The 25,561-nt window shown below is 62.9% G+C and carries 22 protein-coding genes; 12 read left to right on the top strand and 10 right to left on the bottom strand.

Features of this window, described 5'->3' with window-relative positions; all coding sequences use genetic code 11:
• Positions 1-29 precede the first annotated feature (29 nt).
• Together GV832_RS15005 and GV832_RS15010 are read right to left on the bottom strand one after the other, a co-directional pair.
• Positions 30-1,085, bottom strand: a complete 1,056-nt coding sequence (locus tag GV832_RS15005) for a nucleotidyl transferase AbiEii/AbiGii toxin family protein (protein WP_227754448.1) — start codon at positions 1,083-1,085, stop codon at positions 30-32.
• Complete coding sequence (locus GV832_RS15010; RefSeq protein ID WP_227754449.1) at positions 1,060-1,689, bottom strand: DUF6088 family protein; 630 nt, start codon at positions 1,687-1,689, stop codon at positions 1,060-1,062. The genes GV832_RS15005 and GV832_RS15010 overlap by 26 nt, the downstream gene beginning before the upstream one ends.
• Before the next feature lie 624 nt (positions 1,690-2,313).
• Here GV832_RS15010 and GV832_RS15015 point away from each other — a divergent pair.
• From GV832_RS15015 to GV832_RS15045, 7 genes are all read left to right on the top strand, one after another.
• A complete protein-coding gene (locus GV832_RS15015; RefSeq protein WP_168775702.1) occupies positions 2,314-2,478 on the top strand; it encodes a hypothetical protein in 165 nt (54 codons plus the stop codon).
• A 184-nt stretch (positions 2,479-2,662) separates the two neighbouring features.
• Positions 2,663-3,157, top strand: a complete 495-nt coding sequence (locus GV832_RS15020; RefSeq protein ID WP_168775703.1) for a DUF6878 family protein — start codon at positions 2,663-2,665, stop codon at positions 3,155-3,157.
• A 10-nt stretch (positions 3,158-3,167) separates the two neighbouring features.
• The gene (locus GV832_RS15025; RefSeq protein ID WP_168775704.1) at positions 3,168-3,545 is read left to right on the top strand and encodes a DUF6915 family protein; all 378 of its coding nucleotides are present in this window, start codon (positions 3,168-3,170) and stop codon (positions 3,543-3,545) included.
• 1 nt (position 3,546) lies between these two features.
• Entirely contained in the window at positions 3,547-3,753 is a 207-nt protein-coding gene (locus tag GV832_RS15030; RefSeq protein ID WP_168775705.1) for a hypothetical protein, read from the top strand.
• A gap of 71 nt (positions 3,754-3,824) precedes the next feature.
• Positions 3,825-4,265 carry a hypothetical protein gene (locus GV832_RS15035; RefSeq protein ID WP_168775706.1) on the top strand — a complete coding sequence of 147 codons (441 nt, stop codon included), beginning with the start codon at positions 3,825-3,827 and terminating at the stop codon, positions 4,263-4,265.
• Positions 4,262-5,140 (top strand): DUF7007 domain-containing protein, encoded by an 879-nt coding sequence (locus tag GV832_RS15040; protein ID WP_168775707.1) that lies wholly within the window; start codon positions 4,262-4,264, stop codon positions 5,138-5,140. Before GV832_RS15035 ends, GV832_RS15040 begins: the two co-directional genes overlap by 4 nt.
• Before the next feature lie 125 nt (positions 5,141-5,265).
• Positions 5,266-5,829 (top strand): hypothetical protein, encoded by a 564-nt coding sequence (locus tag GV832_RS15045; RefSeq protein ID WP_168775708.1) that lies wholly within the window; start codon positions 5,266-5,268, stop codon positions 5,827-5,829.
• A 26-nt stretch (positions 5,830-5,855) separates the two neighbouring features.
• Here the strand turns inward: GV832_RS15045 and GV832_RS15050 are convergent, their stop codons facing one another.
• Positions 5,856-6,146: a hypothetical protein gene (locus GV832_RS15050; protein ID WP_168775709.1), complete on the bottom strand. Its 291-nt coding sequence runs from the start codon at positions 6,144-6,146 to the stop codon at positions 5,856-5,858.
• Between the two features lie 166 nt (positions 6,147-6,312).
• Between GV832_RS15050 and GV832_RS15055 the strand changes: the two genes are divergently transcribed.
• Both GV832_RS15055 and GV832_RS15060 read left to right on the top strand, forming a co-directional pair.
• On the top strand, positions 6,313-6,735 hold the full coding sequence (locus GV832_RS15055; RefSeq protein WP_168775710.1) for an antirestriction protein: 423 nt from the start codon (positions 6,313-6,315) through the stop codon (positions 6,733-6,735).
• An 818-nt stretch (positions 6,736-7,553) separates the two neighbouring features.
• On the top strand, positions 7,554-7,877 hold the full coding sequence (locus GV832_RS15060) for a DUF736 domain-containing protein (RefSeq protein WP_168775701.1): 324 nt from the start codon (positions 7,554-7,556) through the stop codon (positions 7,875-7,877).
• Between the two features lie 83 nt (positions 7,878-7,960).
• On the opposite strand, the gene GV832_RS15065 is transcribed toward GV832_RS15060, so the two are convergent.
• Genes GV832_RS15065 through GV832_RS15075 form a run of 3 tightly spaced genes read right to left on the bottom strand, consistent with a single transcriptional unit; the run spans position 7,961 to position 11,816 of the window.
• Positions 7,961-8,662 (bottom strand): plasmid pRiA4b ORF-3 family protein, encoded by a 702-nt coding sequence (locus GV832_RS15065; RefSeq protein ID WP_168775711.1) that lies wholly within the window; start codon positions 8,660-8,662, stop codon positions 7,961-7,963.
• A gap of 11 nt (positions 8,663-8,673) precedes the next feature.
• Positions 8,674-10,470, bottom strand: coding sequence for an ATP-binding protein (locus tag GV832_RS15070; RefSeq protein ID WP_168775712.1), 1,797 nt, complete (start codon positions 10,468-10,470; stop codon positions 8,674-8,676).
• Positions 10,467-11,816: an SIR2 family protein gene (locus tag GV832_RS15075; protein ID WP_168775713.1), complete on the bottom strand. Its 1,350-nt coding sequence runs from the start codon at positions 11,814-11,816 to the stop codon at positions 10,467-10,469. The genes GV832_RS15070 and GV832_RS15075 overlap by 4 nt, the downstream gene beginning before the upstream one ends.
• A gap of 305 nt (positions 11,817-12,121) precedes the next feature.
• Here GV832_RS15075 and GV832_RS15080 point away from each other — a divergent pair, with 305 nt between their 5' ends.
• The 3 genes from GV832_RS15080 (at position 12,122) to GV832_RS15090 (ending at position 18,721) form a co-directional block, all read left to right on the top strand.
• Complete coding sequence (locus GV832_RS15080) at positions 12,122-16,441, top strand: strawberry notch-like NTP hydrolase domain-containing protein (protein ID WP_168775714.1); 4,320 nt, start codon at positions 12,122-12,124, stop codon at positions 16,439-16,441.
• Complete coding sequence (locus GV832_RS15085; RefSeq protein WP_168775715.1) at positions 16,441-17,505, top strand: DUF7146 domain-containing protein; 1,065 nt, start codon at positions 16,441-16,443, stop codon at positions 17,503-17,505. The genes GV832_RS15080 and GV832_RS15085 overlap by 1 nt, the downstream gene beginning before the upstream one ends.
• 289 nt (positions 17,506-17,794) lie before the next feature.
• A complete protein-coding gene (locus GV832_RS15090) occupies positions 17,795-18,721 on the top strand; it encodes a DUF2493 domain-containing protein (RefSeq protein ID WP_168775716.1) in 927 nt (308 codons plus the stop codon).
• Between the two features lie 15 nt (positions 18,722-18,736).
• On the opposite strand, the gene GV832_RS15095 is transcribed toward GV832_RS15090, so the two are convergent.
• The 4 genes from GV832_RS15095 to GV832_RS15110 are packed head-to-tail and all read right to left on the bottom strand — an operon-like array spanning position 18,737 to position 25,474.
• Entirely contained in the window at positions 18,737-21,646 is a 2,910-nt protein-coding gene (locus tag GV832_RS15095; RefSeq protein ID WP_168775717.1) for a type I restriction endonuclease subunit R, read from the bottom strand.
• A gap of 1 nt (position 21,647) precedes the next feature.
• The gene (locus GV832_RS15100) at positions 21,648-22,661 is read right to left on the bottom strand and encodes a virulence RhuM family protein (protein ID WP_168775718.1); all 1,014 of its coding nucleotides are present in this window, start codon (positions 22,659-22,661) and stop codon (positions 21,648-21,650) included.
• Between the two features lie 6 nt (positions 22,662-22,667).
• Positions 22,668-23,924 (bottom strand): restriction endonuclease subunit S, encoded by a 1,257-nt coding sequence (locus GV832_RS15105; RefSeq protein WP_168775719.1) that lies wholly within the window; start codon positions 23,922-23,924, stop codon positions 22,668-22,670.
• Positions 23,921-25,474: a type I restriction-modification system subunit M gene (locus GV832_RS15110; protein WP_168775720.1), complete on the bottom strand. Its 1,554-nt coding sequence runs from the start codon at positions 25,472-25,474 to the stop codon at positions 23,921-23,923. The genes GV832_RS15105 and GV832_RS15110 overlap by 4 nt, the downstream gene beginning before the upstream one ends.
• Positions 25,475-25,561 lie beyond the last annotated feature (87 nt).

Consider the following 25,561-nt stretch of genomic DNA (forward strand, 5'->3'; position numbering starts at 1 on the left):
GACAACCGCTCTCCGGCGCCAAGTGGGCCTCAGCGGTTCGCATCGTCCTGAAACTGCCCGATCCGGGCCAGGATTTCGTCGAAGGCTGGAGCCTTCGCGTCGAACATCATCGGCGCCATGGCGCGGTAATCGGCGCGGAGATCCTTGAGCCTTGCCTCACTCGGCAGCAGCCGCAGTGATCCTGGCTTTGCCGTGTCATAGCTGGCCCATGCCGAGCGGAAGAAGATCGACTTGTGCCGCGCGACCTGCGCCAGGAGGTCGAAATCTTGCGCTGCCGCCTTCCCCTCGACGGTCTCAAGCAGCATCGCGATATCGTAGAAGTGTCGCGAGAAATATTGCGGCGCGGGTGAGCCTTCTGGCCGATGGGCTTCTGCATGGAGTGCCGTGACCTTCTCCCAAAAGGTGCGTCGCGCAGACAGGACGGTCACAGTCGTGTCGGGGTCCTCGAAGTAGTCAGGGAAGTCCTCGGCTGCATAGGGCCGGATCACCTTTTCCTCGGTTGGCCAGGGATCACCGCGGGCTCCGAGTTCGAGTTTCACGCGGGGGGTAATGTAGGACATTCCGGCATATTCTGCGCTGGCAAACGCCGGCGGGTAGTGGAAGTTCACTGTCTGGGCATCGGCATGATCGATGACCAGAGACCATTCTCCCTGGGAAGGTTCTCCCAAGGCGCTGACGACGGCGGCCCGCAGGGTAGGGAGAAATCTGCCTGCGATATGGGCCGCGACATCGTCACCGAGATCGTCGATCAGCTTCTCTGCCTTCTTTCGGCCGAGGCCTTCCTTTTCGGGGTTTCGTTCGCCCGCGTACCCAAGGTCGGCGCGGTCAAACGACAGGTCGATATCTTCGGAAAACCGCCGGATTGCGTCATATGCCTTCGAAAGCGATGTGCCACCCTTGAAGACAAGCGACGCGGTCTCGCCTTTCGGCAAGGCAAAGATACGCCGGAGGGTCCAGCAGACCCAGAAGTCCTTCTCGATGATCGTGTTGGAGACACCTCTCGCGGCGGCGCTTTCCCCGAACAGTGCGGCCCGTTCGGCGGCGGGGAGTCGGGCGACCTTATCCACGAAGGTCGCCCGTTCCATGACCGGCAATCGACAGAAGCGTAGCGCGCATCCAGGCAGGCGCTTGAGCTGCGCTCTTGCTGAGGATCTTCTTGTCGCCGTCTGACAGGGTACGGGCCGCGACTTGTGCCACATCTGCAGCGCGGGACACGCCGACATGGCGCAGCGCCTGAACGACGGTCCCGGCTGGGCTGCCGGGCGCAATTAGATGCTTAGGCGAGGCATGGCGAAGGTCCACGATGCGCTTGCCCAGCACGACGCGCCGGGAGGGGCCATCGGTGAGCCAGGAGCTTTGGGCGGCAACCTGGGTCGAAAGGCCAAGCGCATTCGCGGCGCGGGCACCGTCGATTTGTAGGTGGGAACCGGTTTCCCGGGCGAGCGCCTGTGCCACATCGTCCGGCGCAGGGGACAGGGCTCCGAGTTTGGGGTGCAGCCTGGGAAAATCATAGAGCCCGCGGGCAAGCCGCCGCAGTTGGCCGGATTTCGCCAGTCGTGACAGGGCCTGGTCGACAGCGGCCCGGGCCGCGATGTCGAGGAAATCGCGAGGTGTGAAAACGCTGCCGCGTCCGTTTGCACGGGCACGCTTCATGACCCGGTCGGGAACAGAGGCGGATGGCGTCATCATGTGTCAGAAAATAGGCTATGTTTTTCTGACAATCAAGTGTGGAGACTCTGATCTTGGCTGCGGGTGGTGTCAGAGGTAGATGGTGTGCAAAAAGCATTGCACATCCCGGCAGGGCCGGGACCAGGCACTGGTCGTGCCGACTGGAGCCTGCCAGGCAGTCTCCCCCACTCGGGCAACGATCCCTTGCGCGACGGCCAGTCTGGCCGGAAGGAAAGCAGTGCCGATGGGTTCGGCGCTTCGACCTCGTGCCAGGGATTTCCAGGTGGCGTGCTTGCCCGCCCGTATACATCAACTGCGGCAGCGGGCTGCCATTCCTTCCCGGCTTGAACCATGGTGATCGCCGGTGACCCGCATGGCATCAAGGCTGGCGAGCGGTGGGCATCCTCAGACGGGGCAGGGGCTCCTGTCCGGGGCAAAGCCCCATCCCCCGCTTCCATTCGCTGTCCTTGGTCTGATCCGTCTCTTTGACATTCAACCCCAGAGGGGTCGGCTACGCGGGCGTGCCGCCCTCGCGGATTTGGACGAGCCAAACGCACGAGGGTGATTGCAGATCCGGTCAGACACTTCGGGCGCCTGTCGCGCGGGGGATGGTCCTCCGCCCCCAAGAAGACAGGAGCCGACCCCATGTCCAAGAAGGATGCCACCGCTTACGCCGCCAGCCTTGCCGCCACGCTGATGGTCGCGATCACCGTGTTTCAGGCCGGGGACGGCACGCACGGGGCGATGCCGTCCGATGAATACGACGGCGACGAGGCGCTCGTCGCCCTGGAAATAGACCCCTGGCAATGAGGCGCGAAGCGCCTCACTCCCCTCATCGGGTCGCGCTCTTCCAGCGTGCCCATCCGGGGAAGCGGCGCCGAACCGAAGGTTCCGGCAAGGGAGAGGTCGAGAAGGGAGCGGGCAGGGCGAGCCCGCCGGGGAAGAGAGAGCAGCGGCGGGCTTGCCCTTGATCCGCTCTCCCGGAGATCCCGACATGACCATTCACCTTCCCGGCCGCGCTGCGGCGGCCGCCGAGGTCGCGCCAGACCTGGCGCGGATCATGGCCGAACAGGCCGAGCGTGAGGCTGCCGAAGTGGCCCTGCACACCCGAAACAAGGAGGTGCTGTTCGACGGGCTGCGCCTCGTCGGCATTGCCCATGTCCTCGTCAGCTTCGATGGCTCAGGCGACAGCGGCCAGCTCGAAAGCATTGACGCCCGCAATGACCTCGATGCCAGCGTCACGCTGCCCGCCGCCCAGATCACCTTTGCCAGCATCGACTGGCAAAGCGGTGCACCGACCGAACGCCGCCTGACCCTTGAGGGTGCCGTCGAGGAACTGGTCTACGACCTCCTCTCCGATACCCATTCCGGCTGGCAGGACAATGACGGCGCCTATGGCGAGTTCTGCATCGATGCCCGCGCCCGGACCATCCACCTTGAGTTCAACGAACGGTTTACCTCGTCCGAACTCTACACCCATGATTTCTGAGGGGGCGGAGATGGCACATCCATACCACCACGCCCTCTCCTCGGTGAAGAAATGGGGCGGGACGGTCGACGACTACCTGCCCCTTCACGAATTTTTCGACGCCTCGAAACTCATCCTTGCGGACTTTCGGCATCGGGCGCTGCGGCATCATGCCGAGGGAATTTTCCTATTGGAGCAGGTCCACGGGAAAACCCTGACCCTGTCCACTGGTCGGGTCATCCCGACCCGTTGGGTCGGTGAACAGCATGTCCGCGAGGATCTGGGCTTCATCCCCAGCTTTGCCGATTGGGCGCGGTCGATCCGGGCCGAGCCCTGGATGGGCCGGACCCAAAAGATCGAAGCCGAGGTCGATCCGCATATGGCACTGCCTGTGCTGGAGGTCCGCTGACATGAGCCGGGCCTATCTGAACCTCGGCCTGCCGCCGGAGGTCTCGAACCTCACCGTCCTGCGGACGGCGATCCGTCGGTTGCACCCCGACACGCTGGCCGTCCGCAGCTGGCGCGCGGCGCGCAAGCGCTATTACCGCGAGCTGCTGCAGGCCCATGCCGCAGCGCAGGCCGCCGCCGAACGCCCTCAGCCCGCGGAAGCGGGCTGATCTCCTCCCCACAGCAACCCATCCTGACCTGGCCATGTGGCCCGGGTTTCTCATCCTGAAAGGAGCCCATCGTGGCTGACTACTTCACCCATTTCTCCTGCGCCCTTGACGCAGGCACCCCCGAAAACGCCGCCGCGGCGCTCGACCTCCTGCTGCGCTTGCGCGCAGAGGAGGAAGACGCGGACGATCCCGAATTCTCGGGCTTCGCCCTTTCGTTGCAGGACGGCCCGGGCAGCTCCGTTCTCTGGTTCCATGACGATGACGGACAGGGCGATGTCGAAGTCGCCATTCGCTTCGTGCTGCGCCTTGCGGAAGAGCTCGACCTCACCGGCCTTTGGGGCTTCGACTACGCCCATACGTGTTCCCGGCCCAGGCTCGAGGCGTTCGGGGGCGGTGCCCATGTCATCGACCTCGGTGCCCGCAAAAGCATCGGTTGGATCAGCACCCATGAATGGCTGACCGCCGCGCTCAACGGCGAAGGCGTCGACGCGGTGGAGGCGCTGGTCGCATGAACACTGCCGTTGCCACCCCCACTCACGCTTCCTTCCCCGTCCCAGAATTCGGCCGCAGTGCCGATGGCATGGCGGTGGCCCGCATCGGCGATGCCGCCTATGCCATGATCCCGAAGGCCAAAGGTGGCCATTTCCTTTGCAGCAGCTGGCGGCTGACGAAGCCGCTCTCGGACTGGAAGCGGTGCGACTTTTACGGCCATGGCGGCGATCTCGCCGACGGGGCCGCGTTCCGCGCCTTCGTTCAGGAACAGGCCGAACATCAGGGCGAGAAGGCCGCCCTTGGGCGACAGGAACTCCGCGCCCATACCAGCACGCCGTGGGGACCTTCGCAGGGCGCGGTCCGCTATGGCGAGGGCGTGGTGTTTCACTCGACCTCCGGTCATGGCGGCCTCCACCTTGCAGCGGATCGCAATGCCAAGGTTCATCCGCTCCTGCGCGAGCCTGGTGGATGGTACGAAGAGGACGCCGCCTGGGCGGCCGTGGCGGTCGCCTGGCCCGACCTCTTTACGGGGCACGAGCGGCGGCAGGCCGAAGAAACCCTGCGGCACAGCTGGCCCGATGCCTGGGAGGCGATCCATGGCCGCAAGCTCAAGCCCGGCGAGTCCCATATCCGCGATGGCGAGGCCTTCGCTCGTGATCATGCGGACGACTGGGTGGTGATCTCTGCGATCTATTCCGACCACCAGCCGGGTTTCACCGAAGTCATTGCCACGCGGGGCGGGTGTCGGGATCCCCAAGCCGAAGAACGCCGTTTCCTTGTCCCTTCGGGCGAATACAAGGTCGACCGCTTCGGCTTCGTCATCGATGACGTGCGCCATGCCATCTATGACGGCCTGTCGAGTTTCATCGGCTGGCGGGGCAGGGCAGGGGGCTGACGGTTCGAAAGGCGGGTGCCTGATCTGCGGTCGGGCACCCGCCAGAGGCAGAGGCGGAAGGGAGGGTCCGTGACGGGTTGACAGGTGGGTGGAGGTCTCCCGCCGCCCGTCACGGAGTGACCCCGATGACCGCCCCCATTTCCCAGACCGCCTTCCGCGACTCCCGCGACAACTTCGTTGGCGGGGCCCTGGCTCAGTTGCGCCTTGCGACCCGCCTGCCGCTCCGCGTCAGTTGCCAGTGCCGCGCGCATTGGGACGACCCGGCGCTCGATCAGCTGCGCTTCGAGCGCGAGGTGGATCTCGGCACCTTCGGCGACCTTACGGCCGCCATGGCCAAGGCTGCCATCTCCGTCGCGCCGGGTCTGATCGCGGCAGATCGCGACCCGGATCTGCGGCTGGTGCCGCAGTTCGTAACGGTCCTCGATGCCGATCACTGCCTCGTCCTGGCCGGCGAGGTGCAGGCGGGCATGATCGCCTGGTGCGCGCCTGTGACCAGTGATGCCGAGGCGCGGCGCGTGGTCAGCGAGGCGTGCCACCTGCGGGCCGAAGCTCGGGCGGTGGTGGAGGCCGGAAATCTATTTGGGGCGGATGCGCTGATCCTTCGCGCACGTGCGCTGGAAGGCCGCCTCGTCGGTCCCTTCTGGCGCGACCTCGCCCCGAGCTTCGTACGGCAAAGCCTTGCGGCCTGATCGGTCCCTCTCGGAAACCTGCGGGCCTACTTGTTGCTGTCGATCCAGCGCGACAGCAACTGCCGGTCTCGGAAGCATTCATCCGGCACCGCGCGGCGCTTGACCCGCGCGAGCCGTTCGGCAAAGGCCACCTGCTTCGAGGTCGGCTGGCCAGGGTCGGAGGGTTTCAGCTTCGCCTGCGCCTCGATCCAGGCGCTGAGCGAGCGGCAGTCCTGCTGGACCTCCCAAGGCAGAAGGCTCTGGTTCCGGAGCGCCAGCGACCGCGCATAGGCGATCTGGCGTTCAGTGGCGGGCATGGCGAAAGGGGCAGCGTCCATGATGGGTCTCCCATGCGGATCGTTCCTTGATATATTGAACAAATAGAGAACGAAATCAACTCCGCGCCCGGCAGAGAGCGAGAGATGGGTCGGAATCTGGGGGCGTTCGGGCGGGTCGAGAGAACTGCCGGGGCACGTTCTTCACCCCTGATCCAGAGGATTCCCGATGACCGATGCTGCGACCACCCTGAAACCCGCGACCCTCGTGCCCGAGGCGCGCCGTATGGCCTTCTTGCCCGCCCTCTTCAGCTCCGCCCTGATGCTGATTGGCGAGCGCGCCGTCTATCAGTTCATGTCCTGGCTCGCCCCGGACGACTACACCGGCGGCCTCTGGCATTTCCACGAACGGAAAGGCCAGCCGCTGTTCCTGTCGCCCGACGGTGACAAGCGCTTCCGCATCTTCTGCGAGACCAACGGTTACATGGGCGAGGTTTCGGCGGAGGCCGCCGGGATCATCGCCACTCTCTTTGCCTTGTCACATCTCTCGTTCCAGCACGAAGCCGATCAGCTGTCGGAGGCCTACATGCGGCTCTACGAGTTCGCGGGCGAGCATCCCGAGGCAGGCGAGATCTTCAAGGCGATCGACTGACAGTGGGCGGCACCGATCTGACTGGCACTTCGCAATCCTGTGGCACCCTCCGGCGGTTTCGTCGGGGGGTGTTTCCATTTGGCGGATGGAACTGGCTTATGCTGCACATGAGGCGCAGACGCACTGCCCAACGTCAGCGATCGTATCGGGCCATCATGGCCCCAGTGGTCTCGACAGATCTTTGCTAGGCGATCATCGGCTTGGCGGTGAGTGGGGCAGGGGGGCCCGGGCAACAGCCCCGCCGTCTGATTGTCCCCGATTTGGGCGGAGGTGTTGGAGACCGCAGCCCTGATCGACCAGCATCTTGGCCCGATTGCGGCCAGGTCGTTCGAGGACCGTCTGTTGCTCAGCCTTCGGCGGGCAGACCAGAACCCAATAACGCGGCGAATGCCGCGAGGCAGCAGGGCAGGGGGGGGCACACGCAGGCCTGATGGGCTGAGGGTTCTCATCGTCTGTGGTGCCAGTCCTGTCTCTAGTTCTGGGCCTTCAGGGTCGCCTTGATCTCCTCGCCCGTCTGTCCCAGCCCGCGTCCAAACGGCCTCTGGTGATGGGCTGATCTGCCCGAAGGATGTCTTCGCCTCGACCGCTTCGGCGCAACAGCGTCGTCACAACTTTCTTCCCCTGTCGGTGCGGGCACCGTCATTCCTCGCGCGGCAAGAAAGTTCCTCCTGTGCTGTCAGGGCCCCGACCCACCCCAGCACGCGAGCGTGCAGGGGACCCCGGGATGCGGGGCTGCGCCATCGGTCGCCTCCGGGCTGTCGATCGCCATCGAGGCCGCAAGGACGCGGGCCCGAAACAGAGCAAAACGGAGAAAGATCATGGCGACCATCGGCACCTTCAAGAAGACCGGCACCGAATACACCGGCGAAATCTTCACCCTCAGCCTGCAGGCCAAGGGCGTGCGCCTCGTCCCGACCTCGGGCGCCTCGGGCGAGAATGCCCCCACCCACCGGGTCCTGGTCGGCCGCGCCGAGATCGGCGCCGCCTGGACGAAGAAATCGAACGAGAACCGCGAATACCTGGGCCTGAAGCTGGACGATCCGAGCTTCGCCGCTCCGATCTACGCCAACCTCTTCGATGACGAAGACGGCGAGGGCGCGAGCCTGATCTGGTCCCGCCCCAACACCCGCCGCGGCGATTGATCGCCAATACAAAGGCCCCGGTCGAAAGACCGGGGCCGATGGCGTTTCACTCCTGTTTGCACCGAAGGGCTATAAGCCCTAGGTTATCCTTCTGAACGAAAGCTGTAGCTGCCGCGGGCTTTCCTGAGAGCCAAGTCGACAGATTTCTGACTTTTGGTACGATCAAACGCCTCCGGATTGAAGGATTTGCCGACCCACTTCCGGTTTGACCGGTGTTCCGGATGGTCTTTATCGTTCAAGGATGCAACAAATTCATCATATGAGTGAGGACCCCCGCTGTCTTCGGGTGGTCCACTTCGTTCGCCATCCAAGAGATGCGCTTTCTTCTCGGGGTTATCCAGCCGGACGTGGGTCTCGAGGTCCAGTTGATGAACCCAGCCATCGCCGAAGTCGTACTCATACAGGAAATAGGGGTTCTTGATCCGGTGGAAATCAAGATCGCGAAGGGCAAGGTCTGCTGCGTCGAGAACGCGTCGTTGTCCTAATCCACCGTCTTCGAACTCAGGCGCACCGAGGATTAGGCCGCCGACAGTAAACTGGTGCATGTGGCTATTCTGCCAACCAAAACAAGCCTGAAGGACCTCATGGAGTTCAGCGAAGTTCAAGTCTGGAGAAAGGACGATTCGACGCCAGATCGGCGGATTTATCCCCCAAAGCCATACACGGAACTGGAGAGCGAGGTCGTGCAACGGCATCCAAGAAAACCCCCACAGAGAACCGCGAACGGAAGTTCTCCGGACGATGTCTGAATCAACGGTCTTTCGCAAGCCGGCTCCATAAACCATGCCCGAACGACCTACTCCACAACCTTTGCGTCTTGCCCCCAGCGTTCCTGGTATTGCGGCCCGTGAGAGGCTGGGCGCTGCCCCTTCTCTGGTTGGGTCATTAGGATGGGTAGCGGCGCCGGCAAATCTGGTCCGACTACGATTGCCTCGCCTTGCGCAAGCGACGGGATAAAGGCGGCGGCGCTTCTGTCCAGATCACCGCAGGCCCGCTCGATCGTCTCTCTATCCCGTTCATTGGTCAATCGATGGACGAACAGCGTACCAAGTTGGCTGAGTACATCCTGCGGCACATCGCGCGGGCGCTGCGTAGCGATAACAGTCGTCAACCCATACTTTCTCCCTTCCTTGGCGATCAGGCCGAAAGCGTCAAGCGGAACGCGATTCAGGTCGTCGCCCACGGACCGTCCGATAAACTGATGTGCTTCATCGAGAAAGCAAACCATCGGATTATCCCGAAACTGCCCTTTTCGCGCCAAGCCCAGCAGGTGTCGACCCAGGGTATTGAGAAGAATCTCGCGTGTATTGTGCTTGAAGCTGACCATTTCGAACGACAAGACCAGCGCGCGAGCGTTCGGATCTGCAAGAAATGCATCAATCTGCGAACAGATGTCGACACCGCGGTCTGAAAAGAGGCACGCCAGTTCCGGCGAGGACAAGAAGGTTTCGATCCGGACGATGAGAGAATTGCAATACCCTGCCATATTCTTGTCAGGCCCGCCGAAGAATCCAGCATTGTCGCCCGTTGGAAAGATGCACTCGTTCTTGACTTGTCGCGCTAGGCTTCCAAGGTCGAAGTCACAGTGCTCCGACGACAGCCTTTCGGACAAAATACGCTCCGCTTTTCCAAAGGCGTTCCAGCTCTTGTTGGCCTTCAAGACTGTCCCATGCTCATCAATGGTGATGAATCCGAAGGCCTGACCATTTTGACTGATCTGGACATTTCTCAGTCCTCCTGCCGGTTCGACTGGAAACGGGGCGGGTTCAGAAAGAAGTGCCTCCGCCAACCTCAGGCTCTTGGTCGCGCTTCTCAATGCGGGCCCTTGGCTTTGGACCGTCGGGGTCAACAGCGCGTGCAGATCCAGTTCGGAGAGCAGCCGACTCGGGAACCGAGCCAAGGGCTGATCTTTGGCGCCAGCCTCGCCAAACGCAAACTGGCGTGCGCCGCCTACCTTGCCTGTAAACTCACCGGTTGGGTCGAATAGGATGCATTTCCCCCCCAAACGGACCACCTCGTTCACAAGACGTGAGACGGTCCAGCTCTTGCCTCCTCCGGTGGCGCCAAACACTCCGCAGTGACGGCCAAAGAGTTTTTCCGGCGGGATGCTTATGTCTGCTCCATCAATTCCAGAAAGACGACCGAGATTGACCAGCAGTGGGCCTCCCGGGCGAGTAGTTTCGCCTTTTAGAGCGTCCTTGACGGCCAACGAAAGTGCATGGCCGTCCGCCAAGAATATCCCATCGCCGACCCTAGGCTGCGAATTGATGCCTCGCGACACCTTTTGCGTTGTTTTGCTTACGGTGGCCAAGAGCTGCAGGCGGCCTTGAGGTTCGACAAAAGGGTCTTGTTCTATCTGGTGCTCAAGGCTACTTCGTTGTTTTTCTGGAATGGTCACTTCGGTGATGCGCCCAAGAATGACGTCACGGTCGCAGTCAATGAAGACGAAGTCGCCGACCGCGCCGCGAGCCATTCCTCGTCGCCCGGATGCTGCTAGGGCCATCGGTAGCGTGAGCTCGACTTGGCTAGCAGATACCCGTGTAACGGTCCCAATTCGCTTTGCAGGATCGACCAGCGCTGCCCTATCGGTCATGCGGTACCCTCGGCACGAATGCGTTCTAGACGGTTTTGTAGCCTCTGACGGTCGGATTCGCCCGAGATGACTGGAACCGCGTCCGCCAGATCCTCGAACCTTCCGTTAAGTACCGAAATTCGAGCGTCCCCTTGCTGAACCAGCTTCATTATTCGCTTCTGATAGTCCCTTTGCCCTTCGATGTCCGCATCGATGAGGTGGCTGTCGCCCGCCAGTGATGCGCTATCCAGCTTCTTCGGGTCTAGCAGGGCCGGGTCGCAAAGGACCAATCTGAGGGACAAGTTCGACTCCAGCGCCGACCAGATCGGCGAACTGATATGATCATCGGCAAATCCATACCCTGCGATGATCAACGTGGTGTCCGGCTCGCGAAGGCAGCTCTGCAAGGCGGAGAACATGTCAAGGTATGGGCTCTCAAAGGATTCTTGGTACTTGGACGAACGTGGGTAGATCAGGACGGGCCGTAGGGTCGACGTGTTTTCAGTGCTGCGAATAACAACGTTGTCCGGTTGCCGCCGCCAATCGATGGATCCATGCAACTTATAGAGATGGAAGACGCCGTCTACGTATTCGGCCTTCGTGCTGATCGCGGTTCTCCGGACTATGTCATGTTGGAAGTTATCGCGGTTAAATCTCTGTCGAGCGCTGTGGGAGAAACCATCGATCAGGACGATATTCTGTCGGAGCGCGGCCTGTTCGATGCACAGATCATAGTTCGTCGTGAACAAGCGCACCCGTGGTTTCTCTCCGCTTCGACGAGCAAACTTCTGCAGTAACGACATGTGTGCTTGCACGGCGGTCTTTTCCGTGACGAAGTCCACGCGGTCCAGGATTGTCTGCTCGGCCTGAGTAAGAAACCGGATCAGCGTGTTTCGCATTTTTGCATCCGAAGTTGCTCCTTCAGCACTGGCGCGCACTGACAGAAGTTCGAGCTGAATTTTGCACAGGCTGAGCAATCCCTCGATGTTCTTCTTTAAGTCTGCTGCGGCTCGACCGGTGACTGCGCGAACCACTTCTTCAAAGGTCATACCTATTTCGCTCTTGGCGGTATCGATCGCGGATTGAACTGTGTCCCACAGATCTCCCATGCCGGGAGCCGAAGCGGAACCGTCGTTCTTGGCACAGAAGGACGCACCAGACCCCAACAGGACAATAACGTTCGTCGAATGGAGCGCAGCTTGGAGCACTTCGTCGACCAGGTCCTTGCAACCCGTCCTGCGTCGGGCGGTCGGACCATCATCTGGGTTCGGCTCCTGATCTTCCCAAGCAAGCCACTTGCTTTCCCGCGTCAAAAGGCGAAGCAGGTTTGCTTGGCCTGCTGGCTGCTCGTCCCAAAATGTCTTCATTCCGAATACCACCTACATGTCGTTCGCGTGTCAGTGTCGGCCTATTTGCGTGTGGGTGTAAATACCTCGACGGAATATCGCGAGGGTTGATCACTCTTGATGTTTCTGTATGTGGCACCTCCCGGCCTTCTGCCGGGACCGCGCTCTGGTCCTTCGGACTGGAGCCTGCCGGGGCAGTCTCCCCCCATCCGGGCAACGATCCCTGGCGCGAAGAGAGAGAGGGGTGCCGGGACGGGTCGGGTCCGGCGGGTGAGAGAGAGCGCTGATCGGGCCTGACCCGTTCCTGCTCTCTTGAGGATTTCCCGATGAACGACCTCTCCCCGGCGACCTTTGCGCAAGCGCCGGTCGCCCCGGCCTCTGCCATCCTGGCTGCGGCTGGCCTGTTGCTGCCCTTGCTCGAACGCGGGCAGCGCGTCGACGCCGTCTTGCTGCGTACGGCCGTGGAAACCGCCTTTGGCGCTTCTGATGCCTCAGGCCTCTGGGACTGGAAGACGGCGTATGAGGCTTGCGAGGCCGCGACTGTCCTCTTCCTGCGGAAATACGGCCGCGCCATCTTCCGCCAGGCGGACACGCCCACAGTGCGACTGGCCGCCCTCTCGAAGATCACGGGCCTACTGCCCAGTCACACGCGCCGCTCCGAGGAAGGCCAGGCACTGCAGCAATTTTCGACGCCGGTTCCGCTCGGACTCGCTGCATTGACCGCCGCGGCAATCCGGCCCGACGACGTGGTGCTGGAGCCTTCAGCCGGAACCGGCCTCCTGGCCATCCTCGCCGAAATCTCCGGCGGGCGTCTGATCCTCAACGAGTTGGCGGACACCCGGACTGACCTCCTCTCCTCCCTCTTCCCGGCCCTTTCTGTCAGCCGCTTCGATGCGGCACAGATCCACGACCATCTCGATCCCGCAGATGTGCCTTCGGTGGTCCTGATGAACCCGCCGTTCTCCGCGATGGCGAATGTCACCGGCAAAGTGCAGGATGCCGCCTACCGCCACATCGCCTCCGCTCTGGCGCGGCTTGCCCCAGGCGGGCGGCTTGTGACGATCACCGGCGCGGGGTTCGGCCCCGACATGCCACCCTGGCGCGAGGCTTTCGTCCGGCAGCAGGAACGCGCGACCGTCGTGTTTTCGGCGGCGATAGACGGCTCGGTCTATGCGCGCCACGGCACGACGTTTCCGCCGCGGCTGACGGTCATCGACAAAGTCCCCGCTGCCGATCCTTCCCAGTTTCCGGCCCCGCCCGGCACGGCGCCGGACGTCGCGACCCTGCTCCGCTGGATCGCCGACCATGTGCCGCCGCGCCTGTCGGTGGATTTGCCGAAGCCACCATCGCCGACCCAGCCCGCTGCTGCGCGCTCGGTCCGAGGCTATATCGCTCGGGCGAATGCGGCCCCGGCAATGCGCAAACCCACCGCTTCGCCAGCGGCCCTCGAGCTCGCTTACGAGACCGTCGATGCTGTGCCGCCCGATGCTGCACGCCTCTCCGATGCGATCTATGAAGAATACGGCCTGCAATCGATCCGGATTCCCGGCGCGGTGCCGCATCCGACGAAGTTGGTGCAATCCGCCGCCATGGCCTCAGTCGCGCCGCCACGCCCGACCTATCGGCCCATGCTGCCTGCCGATATTTGCGGCCGGCTTTCCGATGCCCAGCTCGAAACGGTGATCTATGCCGGCGAGGCCCATTCTGACCACCTCGCCGGAAGCTGGACCGTTGATGAGACCTTCGACACGGTCAACGCGGCGGCTGACGGCGCGTCTGGCTCGGTCCGCTTCCGCCGTGGCTTCATGCTGGGCGATGGCACCGGGGCAGGCAAGGGCCGCCAATCCGCCGGGATCATCCTCGACAACTGGTTGCGCGGGCGGCGTAAGGCGGTCTGGATTTCCAAATCCGACAAGCTGATCGAGGACGCGCAGCGCGACTGGTCGGCCCTTGGCCAGGAACTGCTCCTGGTCACACCGCTGTCGCGCTTCGCCCAAGGCAAGCCGATCACCCTGTCGGAAGGCATCCTCTTCACCACCTACGCGACACTACGCTCGGATGATCGCGGCGAGAAGGTCTCGCGTATGCGCCAGATCGTGGACTGGCTCGGCCGCGGCTTCGACGGCGTCATCATCTTCGATGAAAGCCACGCCATGCAGAATGCCGGTGGTGGCAAGGGCGAACGCGGGGATGTGGAAGCCTCGCAGCAGGGCAGGGCGGGTCTGCGCCTACAGCATGCGCTGCCGGATGCCCGCGTGGTCTATGTCTCGGCCACCGGGGCCACGACGGTCCACAATCTCGCCTATGCACAACGGCTCGGCCTCTGGGGCGGCGAGGATTTTCCTTTCGCCACCCGCGCGGAGTTCGTCGAGGCGATCGAGGCGGGCGGCGTTGCGGCCATGGAAGTGCTGGCCCGCGATCTGTGCGCCCTCGGCCTCTATACCGCGCGGTCGCTTTCCTACGACGGTGTCGAATACGAGCTGGTCGAGCATCAGCTGACCGAAGAACAGCGCCGCATCTACGATGCTTACGCGGGCGCCTTCGCCGTCATCCACAACAACCTCGATGCGGCGATGGAAGCGGCCAACATCACTGGCTCCGATGGAACGCTGAACCGCCAGGCCAAATCTGCCGCGCGTTCGGCCTTTGAATCCACCAAGCAGCGCTTCTTCGGGCACCTGCTGACCTCGATGAAAACCCCGACCCTGATCCGATCGGTCACGGCTGATCTCGCGGCAGGGCATGCCGCCGTCATCCAGATCGTCTCGACCGGTGAGGCGCTGATGGAACGACGCCTGGCGGAGATTCCGACCGAGGAATGGAATGACCTGACGGTGGATGTCACTCCTAGGGAATACGTAGGGTCGTACCTCCAGCATTCCTTCCCGGTGCAGCTCTATGAGCCCTTCACCGATGGCGAAGGCAATCTGTCCTCGCGGCCGGTGTTCCGCGATGGCCAGCCGGTCGAATGCCGCGAGGCTGTCGCCCGGCGGGATGAGATGCTGGAACACCTGGGCTCGCTGCCGCCTGTCCCGGGGGCGCTCGATCAGGTGATCCAGCATTTCGGGACGGAAGTGGTCGCAGAGGTCACGGGCCGCTCGCGCCGCATCATCCGCAAGGGCGAAGGCCCTGCGGCGCCGCTGGCGGTCGAGACCCGCGCGCCATCGGCAAACCTTGCCGAGACCTCCGCCTTCATGGATGACCAGAAGCGGGTGTTGATCTTCTCCGATGCCGGGGGCACCGGGCGCAGCTACCACGCCGAGCTTTCGGCGAAGAACCAGCGGCTGCGGGTCCATTATCTGCTGGAGCCGGGCTGGAAGGCCGATGCCGCCATCCAGGGCCTCGGCCGCACCAATCGGACCAATCAGGCACAGCCGCCACTGTTCCGACCTATCTCGACCGATGTGAAGGCAGAGAAGCGGTTTCTTAGCACCATCGCGCGCCGCCTCGATACGCTCGGGGCGATCACCCGCGGGCAACGCCAGACGGGAGGGCAGGGGCTGTTCCGGCCCGAGGACAATCTCGAAAGCCTCTATGCCCGCGATGCGCTGCGCCAGCTCTACCTGCTGATCGTGCGCGGCAAAATCGAAGGCTGCTCGCTGCAGCGGTTCGAGGCGGCAACCGGCCTCAAACTGATGGACAGCAATGGTATCAAGGATGACCTGCCGCCCATCACCACTTTCCTGAACCGGCTCCTGGCCCTGACCATCGAGATGCAGGGCATCCTCTTCACGGCCTTCGAGCAACTCCTTGAGGCGCGCATCGACGGGGCTATGGCCTCCGGCACCTATGATCTCGGGTTGGAGACGCTTCGTGCCGAGAGTTTCCGTGTCACCGACCGGCAGGTGATTTACACCCATCCGACCACCGGCGCAGAAACCCGGCTTCTCTCCATCATAGAGCGCCGCCGCAACCGGCCCCGGCTGCTGGACGAGGCGCTTGCCGAACTCGATGACCCGCGCACCGTCCTGATGATCAACACCCGCTCTGGCCGGGCGGCGGTGCAGGTGCCGACGACCAGCCTGATGCTGGATGATGGCGAGATCGAACGGCGCGCGCGGCTCATCCGACCGACCGAGGCGCAGAACATCGCCATCCGCCTGATGGGCGGCACACAATGGGTCGAATCGGATAGGCCGACCTTTGTCGCGGCCTGGAATGCCGAAGTGGCCGAAGTGCCCGAGTTCACCGACAGCACGTTGCATGTCGTCTCGGGCCTGCTGCTGCCGGTCTGGAAGCGCCTGCCCCAGGACGAGACCCGCGTTTATCGCCTGCAGACCGATGACGGCGAGCGGATCATCGGGCGCAGGGTTTCTCCCGCCTGGGCCGCCACGGCGACCGGGGCAGGGGTGCCAGACCTGACCCCCGATCAGGCCTATGCTGCGTTGCTCGGGGGCAAGACCATTCTCGATCTCGCCGAGGGCCTGCAACTCCGCCGTTCCAGGGTCATGGGGGTGAACCGGATCGAGTTGACCGGATTCACCGAAGGCATGCGCGACCGTCTGCGGGCTTACGGCCTTTTCAGCGAGATCATTTCCTGGAAACTGCGGTTCTTCGTGCCAGTCGGGCCAGACGGCGCGGGAGTGCTTGCCAAGCTACTCAACCTCTGGCCTATCTCGCGCATTTCCGAGCGTGAGGTTGCCTGATGTCCCGTATTGATGCCGCAGACTTGGCGCAGCGCCTTGGCCGGCAGGCCGAGGCGGTCTGCCGAACCTATCTCTCCAACGGGCGCAGGCAGGGCAATTACTGGCAGGCCGGTGATGTCCGCAACACCGCAGGGCGCTCGATGTTCGTGCGCCTCACGGGTCCGGCTTCGGGCAAAGGCGCCGCTGGCAAATGGCAGGATCCATCCGAGGGAACTCATGGTGACCTCCTCGACGTCATCCGCGAAAGCCTTGGGCTTAGCACCTTCGCCGACGTCCTCGAGGAAGCCCGCCGCTTCCTCAGCTTGCCGCAACTGGACCCGGTGCCGAACACCCCGACCCTGAAACAGCCTCCCGCACCCTCTGGATCGTCAGAAGCGGCACGGCGGCTCTTCAGCATGTCCGGTCCGCTCAAAGGCTCGCTGGCGGCAACCTATTTGCGGGGCCGGTGCATCACCGATCTCCGCGACACCGGCGCCCTGAAGTTCCACCCGAACTGCTACTACCGGGGGCAGGGCGAGGATCAGACCGAGACCTGGCCCGCCATGATCGCTGCTGTCACCGACCTCGAGGGCAAGGTCACCGGAGTGCACCGTACCTGGCTCGCGCGTAATGGCGGCGGCAAGGCACCTGTCGACACGCAGCGGAAGGCGATGGGGGACTTGCTCGGCCACGCGGTCCGGTTCGGGCTGGCCAAAGAGGTCATGGCAGCGGGGGAAGGCATCGAGACCGTGCTCTCCCTCCGACAGGCCCTGCCCAAGATGCCGATGGTTGCAGCGCTGTCGGCCGGACATCTTGCAGCCCTTCTCTTTCCGGCACATCTGCGCAGGCTCTATATCGTTCGCGACAACGATCCGGCGGGGGACGGTGCAAGGGATAGCCTGGTCGCCCGGGCGCACGAGGTCGGGATCGAGGCGATCACGCTTTCGTCCATGCTGGGGGATTTCAACGACGATCTCGTCGCCCGTGGTCTGGATGCCCTTCGGGCGCATATCCGGGCGCAACTCGCCCCTGAAGACGTCAGCCGTTTCCTGACACAGGATCATGTGACCCGTCGAGCCAAGTGATCGCAGAGGTCCGACCTCATAATGGGCATACGGGTTGCGGTTTCCTCATCGGGACCGCGCCTCGGCCTCCCTAGAGGGCGAGCGGCCCACAAGTGGTCCGGTCAGGCAATGGCGGCGCCCGACTATTTTCCGCCGGCAGGGCAGGCCCTGCCTTTGCATCGCGAGGCAAAATAGCCGGGCTTGGCCATCAAGGCCCTCGCAAAAGGCTCGGGCTGCCAGACCGGACCGCTTGTCGGCTTTTCGTCGCCAGAAGGCCGCGACGGACGCGGTCCAGACGAAGGAGCATCCCATGTACGCCCACGAAGACTTCGAACCCGATCACACCTCCTCGCCGACCGACACCATGATCCAGGACCTTCAGCTCTATGGCTACCGTCCCGCAGCGGGCGAGGCCGACCCCCGGATCACGCCCGAAGACCACGTCATCCAGACCGCCGTCGCCGACATCTTCGATGCGCTGATCTCCACCATGGCTGACACCAGCCTCGATTTCGACCTCGACGAGATCCTGTGGTCGACCGTCAACACCTTCCACCGTGCCGCCGAGCGGATCGAGACCAGGCTCGACGACAACGAGCAAGCGCAGAAACGCCTGCAACGCGAACAGGACGGCTCCGAGGTGAAATCCGTCCAACTGGAAACCCTGATCGACATCGGCCAGGGCCTTATCGACCGGCGTGAGAGCATGGAACTCTTCCGCGAAACCGCTGCCGACCTCTTCCTCAAGGCCACCGGAACCCATTGGTCACCGCGTTCGGGCTCGCGCACCAGCCATCGCCACCTGACCGCTGCGATGATCGACAGCCGCGACTTCATCGCCGCCAAGAAACGCGCAGAGACTGAGAGCTTGGTGCCCCCGGGACCGAAAGTTGCCTTCTCGGGCGGCGACACCACCGATCACCGGGTGATCTGGGACCGTCTCGATCAGATCCACGCCAAGCACCCGGACATGGTGCTGTTGCATGGTGGATCGCCTAAGGGCGCCGAGCGCATCGCGGCCACCTGGGCCTCCAACCGCAAGGTGCCGCAGGTCGCCTTCAAGCCCGACTGGACCAAACACGCCAAGGCCGCACCCTTCAAGCGCAACGACCAGATGCTCGATTGCATGCCGATCGGCGTCGTGGTCTTCCCGGGCACCGGCATTCAGGACAACCTGGCCGACAAAGCCCGCAAGATGGGCATCCCGGTCTACCGCATGGCGACGGGCAGCGCGTGAGCGCTGCCTAACTTCTTAGTCGATTGACGGAATACTAGATTCCTCGATATCCCCAATCGCCTCGTCAAAGGTCGACAGCAGGGACTGCATGCCGATGATGATCCGTTCGACCGCGGGGCGTCTCTTCAAGATCGAGGGCACTTCAGTCATGGCCGCCACGACCTCATCGCCCAGGGGGGCCTTGCCGGTGTAGATCATCCGGCCGAAGAGTTCTCCAAAGGCGACAGGTGCCAGCTTTTCCTCGGCGCAGAACCTGGCAAAGGCGGCGTCGCGCTCGGCCGACCAATAGGTGGCGAAGGCGGCATGGAGATCCTCGTCGGGGCCCAGCATCGGCATTTTTTCGTCGATGAACCGGGTGATGAGGTCGCGCTTGTCGCGCAACTGGGTCTCGGACAGCAGGAGGTCAAAGATGCGCTTGCGCTGCGCCTTGGCCTTGGCGCTGGAGACGCTGCCCTCCTTGATCGAGGCAGACAGGGTCATCAGCAACGCCACGATATAGGCCACATTGATTTCATCGCGCCGGATCAGCTCCAGCTCGAAATCCAGGGCATCGAGGGGCGAGGGTTCGATCGGGTCGGGGGTCTTCTTGGTCTTCTGTGCGATGTCGAGGTATTTCGACTTGAAATCCTCGTAGATCTGGGCGGCGATGGGCAGATCCTCGGGCTTGAACTCGGAATAGCTGGCCAAGACGTTGCGGATGCGGATCAGTTCTCGGAACCGCTTCACGAATTCGGCCTCGGCATCTTCATCGGCCAGATCGTCGACTGCATCCGGCGTGGGCGTCAGTGCCAGCAGGTTCTGAACGGCGGTGGTGAACTTCTCGAGCTGTTCTTCGTAGGTTCCGACCAGGATCGTCTCGCGGGCGTTCTTGTCGGCGAAGATCGCGATGGCCTCGTCCGTCCGCTCCTTCAGATCGCGGAAGCAGACGATGTTGCCCTGGCTCTTCTCTTGGCCGAGGATCCGGTTCGTGCGCGAGAAGGCCTGGATCAGGCCGTGGAACTTCAGGTTTTTGTCGACATAGAGCGTGTTCAGGGTCTTTGCGTCGAAGCCGGTCAGGAACATGTTGACCACCAAGAGGATGTCGACCCCTTGGTCGGGCGTGAACCCCTTGCGGTCGCGGGATTTCACGCGCTTGGCCAGGGCGCGGTAATAGGTATAGAAGCCCCCGCCATCCATGACGCTTTCATTGGTGCCATAACGGGCGTTGTAGTCGGCCACATACTCCGCCAGCTTGTCGCGCCGCGGGATCTGTCCCGCCGTCGCGATGCCGGCCGGGAAACTCGTGTCCGGGATCAGGTCGTCGGCCTCGGGGTCCTCTTCGTTGGCGGCATAGGTGAAGATCGTGGCGACCTTCAGGTCATGGGCGCCCGCCTTCCGCTTGGCCTCGAAGCAGTCATAATACTTGATCAGCCCATCGACCGAGCCCACGCACATCATCGCGCCGAACTGGCCCTGCCGCGTCTTGCGGTCGTGATTGGCGATCACCCAATCCACCACCTTCTCCACCCGGTCAGGATGTTCCATTACCTCGCGCGAGGCGAGGAGCTTTTCGCGGGCCGCCTTGGCGGCCTCATCCAGACCTTCGACCGGCGGCGTGGTCGACATGTATTCCACCGAGAACCGCAGGACATTCTCGTCCCGGATCGCATCGGTGATGACATAGGTGTGCAGCCGGTCGCCAAAGAGATCGGCGGTCGTCCGGCGCCCCACGGCATTGTCGGCGAAGATCGGCGTGCCGGTGAAACCGAACATCTGCACCCGCGGGAAGAAATCCCGGATCTTGCGATGAGCCTCGCCGAACTGGCTGCGATGGCATTCGTCGAAGATCATCACGATGCGCGCCTCCTTCACCGCCTGCAGGGCAGGGGAGAAGGCCTCGCGCGAGATCGCCGTGTTCAGTTTCTGGATCGTCGTGATGATCAGCTTGCGCCCGGGTTCCGTGAACTGCTTCACGAGGGCCTTCGTGTCGTCGGTGCCATCGACCGACCCCGGCGAGAAATGGTTGAACTCCTGGGTCGTCATGTAATCGAGGTCGGCGCGGTCGACCACGAAGAGGACCTTTTCGACCTTGGGGTTCTCGCAAAGGTTCTGCGCCGCCTTGAAGCTCGTCAGCGTCTTGCCCGACCCGGTCGTATGCCAGACATAGCCGTAATCGCGCCCGGCCTTGACCTTCTCGGTGATCGCCTCGACGGCGTAATACTGGTAGGGCCGCAGCACGATCAGCGCCTCGTCGCTTTCGTGCAGCACGACGTATTTGGCGATCATCTTCGACAGGTGGCACTTTTCCAGGAAGAAGTCCGCGAAGGGCTCCAGCCGGTTCATCGCCTTGTTCTCGACATCCGACCAGGTGAAGGTCTGCTTGAAGCTCTGATGCCGGTTGTTGGCGTAATACCGCGTGTTCACCCCGTTCGAGATCACGAAGATCTGGACGAACTGAAAGAGCCCGCCCGCTGCCGCAAAGCTGTCGCGCTGATAGCGGTTGATCTGGTCGAAGGCGGCCTTCAGCTCGACCCCGCGCCGCTTCAGCTCGATCTGACACAGGGGCAGGCCGTTGACCAACAGCGTCACGTCGTAGCGGTTGGCGCGGCGGCCCTGGATGCCGATCTGGGTCGCGACCTGATACCGGTTCCGGCACCAGTGCTCGAGGTTCATGAACTGGACGTAATGGCTGGAGCCATCGTCGCGGGTGATCTGGAACCGGTCGCGCAGGGCATGTGCCTTGGCGAAGACATTGCCCTTTTCCAGGTGGTTGCGGATCTTGCCGAACTCCGCCTCGGAATAGGTCGTGCCGTTCTGCGCCCCAAGCTCGGCCCGCAGGTTCGCCCACAGCGCCGCCTCGCTCGAAAGCTGGACCGGATCCCATCCCTTGGCCACCAACCGCTCGATCAGCGAGGCTTCCAACTGGGCTTCGGTCTGGTAACTCATATCACTTCCCCGTCAAATTCGGCGGCGCCTGGCGGGCCAGGTCTTCAATCTCGGCAAAATCATCATTGTCGGCCTGCACCGCCGCCGACTTGCGCCGCTCGGCCTCGAAGGCGGCATAGCGGTCCTCGGCCAGGGCCTGAGCCACATCCATGCGCAGCTTGCCCGCATGGGTCAACACATCGCGGTCGTTGAATGTCAGGAAAGCGTCCAGCTTCTCGGCCCAGACCGCCATGGTGACCGGAGCCCGTCGCTTGGCCTGGTCCTCGGCATAGTCCAGATACATCGTCACGATGCGGTTCAGCTCTTCGACCTCGGCGGCCGCAAGGTAGTTCTTCGCCGTCCCGACATCGCCCTTGCGGACCGCGCCGCCCTTCCAGCTGGTCAGACCCATGTTGGGCGCCCCCGCATCGGCGCGGGCGGCGACCAGCTCGGCCGCCGTCATGCCCGTCACGGCCCAAAGCATCTTGTTCTGGACCTTCTGGAAGAACAACTTCGCGGCCTCCGACCCCTTGTCGTAATCGACCGCCGTCGTGAAAAGATCCTTCACCTTCTGATAGAACCGCTTTTCCGAGGCCCGGATATCCCGGATCCGCGCCAGCCACTCGTCAAAGTAATCCCACCGCTCGGACGCCTTCAACTTGGCGTCGTCCATTGCAAAGCCCTTGACCAGGTATTCGGCGAGGATCGTGTTGGCCCAGCGGCGGAACTGGGTGCCCCGGGGCGAGCGGACGCGGAAGCCCACGGCCAGGATAGCATCAAGGTTGTAATGCAGTGTGCGGTAGGCCTTACCATCGGCGGCAGTTGTCAAGTATTCCTTGACAACTGAAGCCTCGGAAAGCTCGCCCTCGCCCAGGATGTTCCTCAGGTGCAGGCTGATGTTCTGCTTGGTCGTGTCGAAAAGGGCGGCCATTTCGACTTGCGTCAGCCAGACGGTGCCCTCGGTGGGATGCAGCGAGATCTGGGCGCGGCCGTCTTCGGTTTGATAGAGGATCACTTCGCCGGTCTTGTCGCTCATCTGGCCTCACACGAACATCTGTTGCAAAAGACCCTTCTTGAAGGTCTCGAGCCCCGCGATCTGGTCGCGCACCCCCGCAATCTTGCCGTCCAGCGCCGAGAGCGCCGCGGCGATTTTACGTTGCTCTTCGGGGTGGGGGACTTGAATGGGCATGTCTTGCAATTCGCTCGTTTCAAGTTTCCCGGCCCCAATCCCGGTGCCCGTTACCATGGACATCAGCAAGCTTTCGTTCGCACGCAGCCAAGAAGCAAGGAACTCGTGCGTGACGCCGCCCGTGCCGACAATTGCTTTAACGTCTTGGTTAAACGCGACCTCTCGCGTTGTTACGCAGATTGGAATCCGGTTGTAGAGCATGCTGCCTCGAACAAGCATGAGGATTGCGCCACGCGGCGCCATCCGTGTGCCCTTGCCGATTGCCGACTTTGTAACCTTTAGTGGGGCATCACTGATCAACGGGAAATGCATCGCAAGCGCGCTGACCCAAGGAATGTCGCCGTCCCAGAAGTCCGGGTTATCCTTCGACGGGGTCCCGCCGGAAGACCATCGCGTAATCTCGCCCAGCCGCTTCTCCTCCCAGTCCGGGAAGTCCGAGCCGTCGTCGCGGGTGAAGCGCAGCTCTTGGGAGAAGAGCTTTTGCATTAGCCCCGCCTTGAAACGCTTCAACCCCTCTTCTTTCTGCCGCAGCCCCGAAATCTTCCCATCCACCACCCCCAAAAAGCCCGCGATTTTCTCCTGCTCGCGCAGGGTGGGCAGATTGACCGGCCAATCCAGCCACTCGTCGAGCTTGAAAATCATCTTTTCGACATGGACACCGATGCTCGAGTGAAAACAGGTCTGCTGGAAGTAGACCGTATGCGAAAGGTAACGCAGGAAATTCAGGTCCAACTCCGGCGAGCAGCGCAAGATGGAGTATTCATTGGAAACGATGGCGCCCGCGAAATCGTCTGTGACCACGCCACAGGCTCCGTGGACGATCTGGCGCTTTGAGATCAGAAAGTCGCCGCCTTCAATCTCGAACTGAGACTTGACCGCAATCTGGCGGCCGGACATGCGCCCGCGCTCTTCGATGCCCCCGCGCGACCGCTTGACCGTAACCAGCCGATACGATTGGCCGTCGTCCAGTCTCACAGGGCGAACGACGGGAAAGAGCACGTCGCCGAATTTGACTGTCCTCCAGCCCGGCTGCGGCGCCTTGAGCTTTGGAACGCCGGGCTGGACCGACTTCGGAAAGGTGCGAACCAGTTCCTCGACTTCGTCGCTCATACCGGGCTCTCCAGGCCCAGTTCGGCGCAGAAGGCGCGGATTTGGGCGTCGAGGGGCTCCATGGCGGTCTCGGCCTCGGCGATCTGACGCGCCACGGCGGTCAGGTCGATGCGGGCCTCTGCCTCGAAGGTGTCGACATAGCGGGGGATGTTCAGGTTGTAGTCGTTGGCCGCGATCTCGGCGCGCGGGGCAGGGTGGCTGAACCGGGCTTCCTCGGCCCGCCCGCGCCAGGCGGCGACGATGCGATCGACATCCTCGTCGCGCAGGCGGTTCTCGTTCTTGCCCTTCTCGAAACAGGTGGAGGCGTCGATGAAAAGGACGTCATCGGTCTCGCGGCATTTCTTGAAGACCATGATGCAGGTGGGTATTCCGGTGCCGTAGAAGATGTTGGCGGGCAGGCCGATGACGGCATCCAGCCAGTTCTTCTCGCGGATGATGTATTCGCGGATCGCCCCTTCGGCGCCGCCGCGGAAGAGCGCGCCATGTGGCAAGACGACGGCCATGGTGCCGTTGTCGTCCAGGTGCGAGAGCATGTGGGTGACGAAGGCGTAGTCGGCCTTGGAGCCGGGGGCGAGGCGGCCGTATTGGGCAAAGCGATCGTCCTGCAGGAAGAGCGGCCGCGCCGACCATTTGGCCGAGAAGGGCGGGTTGGCGACGATGGCCTCGAAGAGGCGGCCCTCGTGCTGGGGGTGTTCCAGAGTGTCTTCCTGCTTGAGGTCGAAATTGCGGTAGTGGACGCCGTGCAGGATCATGTTCATGCGGGCGAGGTTGTAGGTGGTGCGGTTCATCTCCTGGCCGAAGAAGTCGCCGACGTCGGTAACCTCGCGGGCGACGCGGAGGAGCAGGGAGCCGCTGCCGCAGGTCGGGTCATAGACCGACTTCAGGCGGGTCTTGCCGGTAGTAACGATGCGGGCGAGTATCGTGGAGACCTGCTGGGGCGTGTAGAACTCGCCCGCCTTCTTGCCCGCGCCGCTGGCGAATTGGCCGATGAGGTATTCGTAGGCGTCGCCGAGGACATCGGCCTTGGCGTCGTCGAGGCGGAAGTCGATGGCGTCCAGGTGGGTGAGGACGCGGGCGATGAGGGCGTTCTTGGCCTCTTCGGTCCGGCCGAGCTTTGTGGAGGTCAGGTCGAGGTCTTCGAAGAGGTGGTCGAAGTCCTCCTCCGAGGCCGTGCCCATGGTGGAGCGTTCGATGTTGGTCAGGATGGTCGAGAGGTCGCCGAGGATGAAGGCGCCTTGCTCGCCGCGCTTGGCGACGGCCGAGAAGAGCTCGGAGGGGTTGAGGAAGTAACCGAGGGCCTCGACGGTCGCATGCTTGACCTCGGCGAGGATGGACTTGCCGTCAGTGGTGGTCTCGTCGATGGCGAGGAACTTTACGCCGTCGCCCTTCAGGATGTCATCGGCATAGGCCTGCAGGCGCTCGGAGAGGTATTTGTAGAAGATGAAGCCCAGGATGTAGTCGCGGAATTCGTCCGCATTCATCTTGCCGCGCAGGGTGTTGGCGATGTCCCAGAGCTTCTGCTCGAGCTTCTTCTTCTGTTCGTCGGTCATCTGCCCCGCCCTGGTTGCTTTTCCAGACGTTGTGCAAGGTTCAGGCGATGCTCGCAAGGCATGGAAGAGATTAAAGCCTCAAACGGA

The organism is Stagnihabitans tardus, from assembly GCF_009925085.1.
Taxonomy (GTDB): domain Bacteria; phylum Pseudomonadota; class Alphaproteobacteria; order Rhodobacterales; family Rhodobacteraceae; genus Stagnihabitans; species Stagnihabitans tardus.

Coding starts and splice junctions, on each gene's coding strand:
- GV832_RS15005 (WP_227754448.1), bottom strand. CDS start 1,085: ATGGAACGGGCGACCTTCGTGGATAAGGTCGCCCGACTCCCCGCCGCC.
- GV832_RS15010 (WP_227754449.1), bottom strand. CDS start 1,689: ATGATGACGCCATCCGCCTCTGTTCCCGACCGGGTCATGAAGCGTGCC.
- GV832_RS15015 (WP_168775702.1), top strand. CDS start 2,314: ATGTCCAAGAAGGATGCCACCGCTTACGCCGCCAGCCTTGCCGCCACG.
- GV832_RS15020 (WP_168775703.1), top strand. CDS start 2,663: ATGACCATTCACCTTCCCGGCCGCGCTGCGGCGGCCGCCGAGGTCGCG.
- GV832_RS15025 (WP_168775704.1), top strand. CDS start 3,168: ATGGCACATCCATACCACCACGCCCTCTCCTCGGTGAAGAAATGGGGC.
- GV832_RS15030 (WP_168775705.1), top strand. CDS start 3,547: ATGAGCCGGGCCTATCTGAACCTCGGCCTGCCGCCGGAGGTCTCGAAC.
- GV832_RS15040 (WP_168775707.1), top strand. CDS start 4,262: ATGAACACTGCCGTTGCCACCCCCACTCACGCTTCCTTCCCCGTCCCA.
- GV832_RS15045 (WP_168775708.1), top strand. CDS start 5,266: ATGACCGCCCCCATTTCCCAGACCGCCTTCCGCGACTCCCGCGACAAC.
- GV832_RS15050 (WP_168775709.1), bottom strand. CDS start 6,146: ATGGACGCTGCCCCTTTCGCCATGCCCGCCACTGAACGCCAGATCGCC.
- GV832_RS15055 (WP_168775710.1), top strand. CDS start 6,313: ATGACCGATGCTGCGACCACCCTGAAACCCGCGACCCTCGTGCCCGAG.
- GV832_RS15060 (WP_168775701.1), top strand. CDS start 7,554: ATGGCGACCATCGGCACCTTCAAGAAGACCGGCACCGAATACACCGGC.
- GV832_RS15065 (WP_168775711.1), bottom strand. CDS start 8,662: ATGGTTTATGGAGCCGGCTTGCGAAAGACCGTTGATTCAGACATCGTC.
- GV832_RS15070 (WP_168775712.1), bottom strand. CDS start 10,470: ATGACCGATAGGGCAGCGCTGGTCGATCCTGCAAAGCGAATTGGGACC.
- GV832_RS15075 (WP_168775713.1), bottom strand. CDS start 11,816: ATGAAGACATTTTGGGACGAGCAGCCAGCAGGCCAAGCAAACCTGCTT.
- GV832_RS15080 (WP_168775714.1), top strand. CDS start 12,122: ATGAACGACCTCTCCCCGGCGACCTTTGCGCAAGCGCCGGTCGCCCCG.
- GV832_RS15085 (WP_168775715.1), top strand. CDS start 16,441: ATGTCCCGTATTGATGCCGCAGACTTGGCGCAGCGCCTTGGCCGGCAG.
- GV832_RS15090 (WP_168775716.1), top strand. CDS start 17,795: ATGTACGCCCACGAAGACTTCGAACCCGATCACACCTCCTCGCCGACC.
- GV832_RS15095 (WP_168775717.1), bottom strand. CDS start 21,646: ATGAGTTACCAGACCGAAGCCCAGTTGGAAGCCTCGCTGATCGAGCGG.
- GV832_RS15100 (WP_168775718.1), bottom strand. CDS start 22,661: ATGAGCGACAAGACCGGCGAAGTGATCCTCTATCAAACCGAAGACGGC.
- GV832_RS15105 (WP_168775719.1), bottom strand. CDS start 23,924: ATGAGCGACGAAGTCGAGGAACTGGTTCGCACCTTTCCGAAGTCGGTC.
- GV832_RS15110 (WP_168775720.1), bottom strand. CDS start 25,474: ATGACCGACGAACAGAAGAAGAAGCTCGAGCAGAAGCTCTGGGACATC.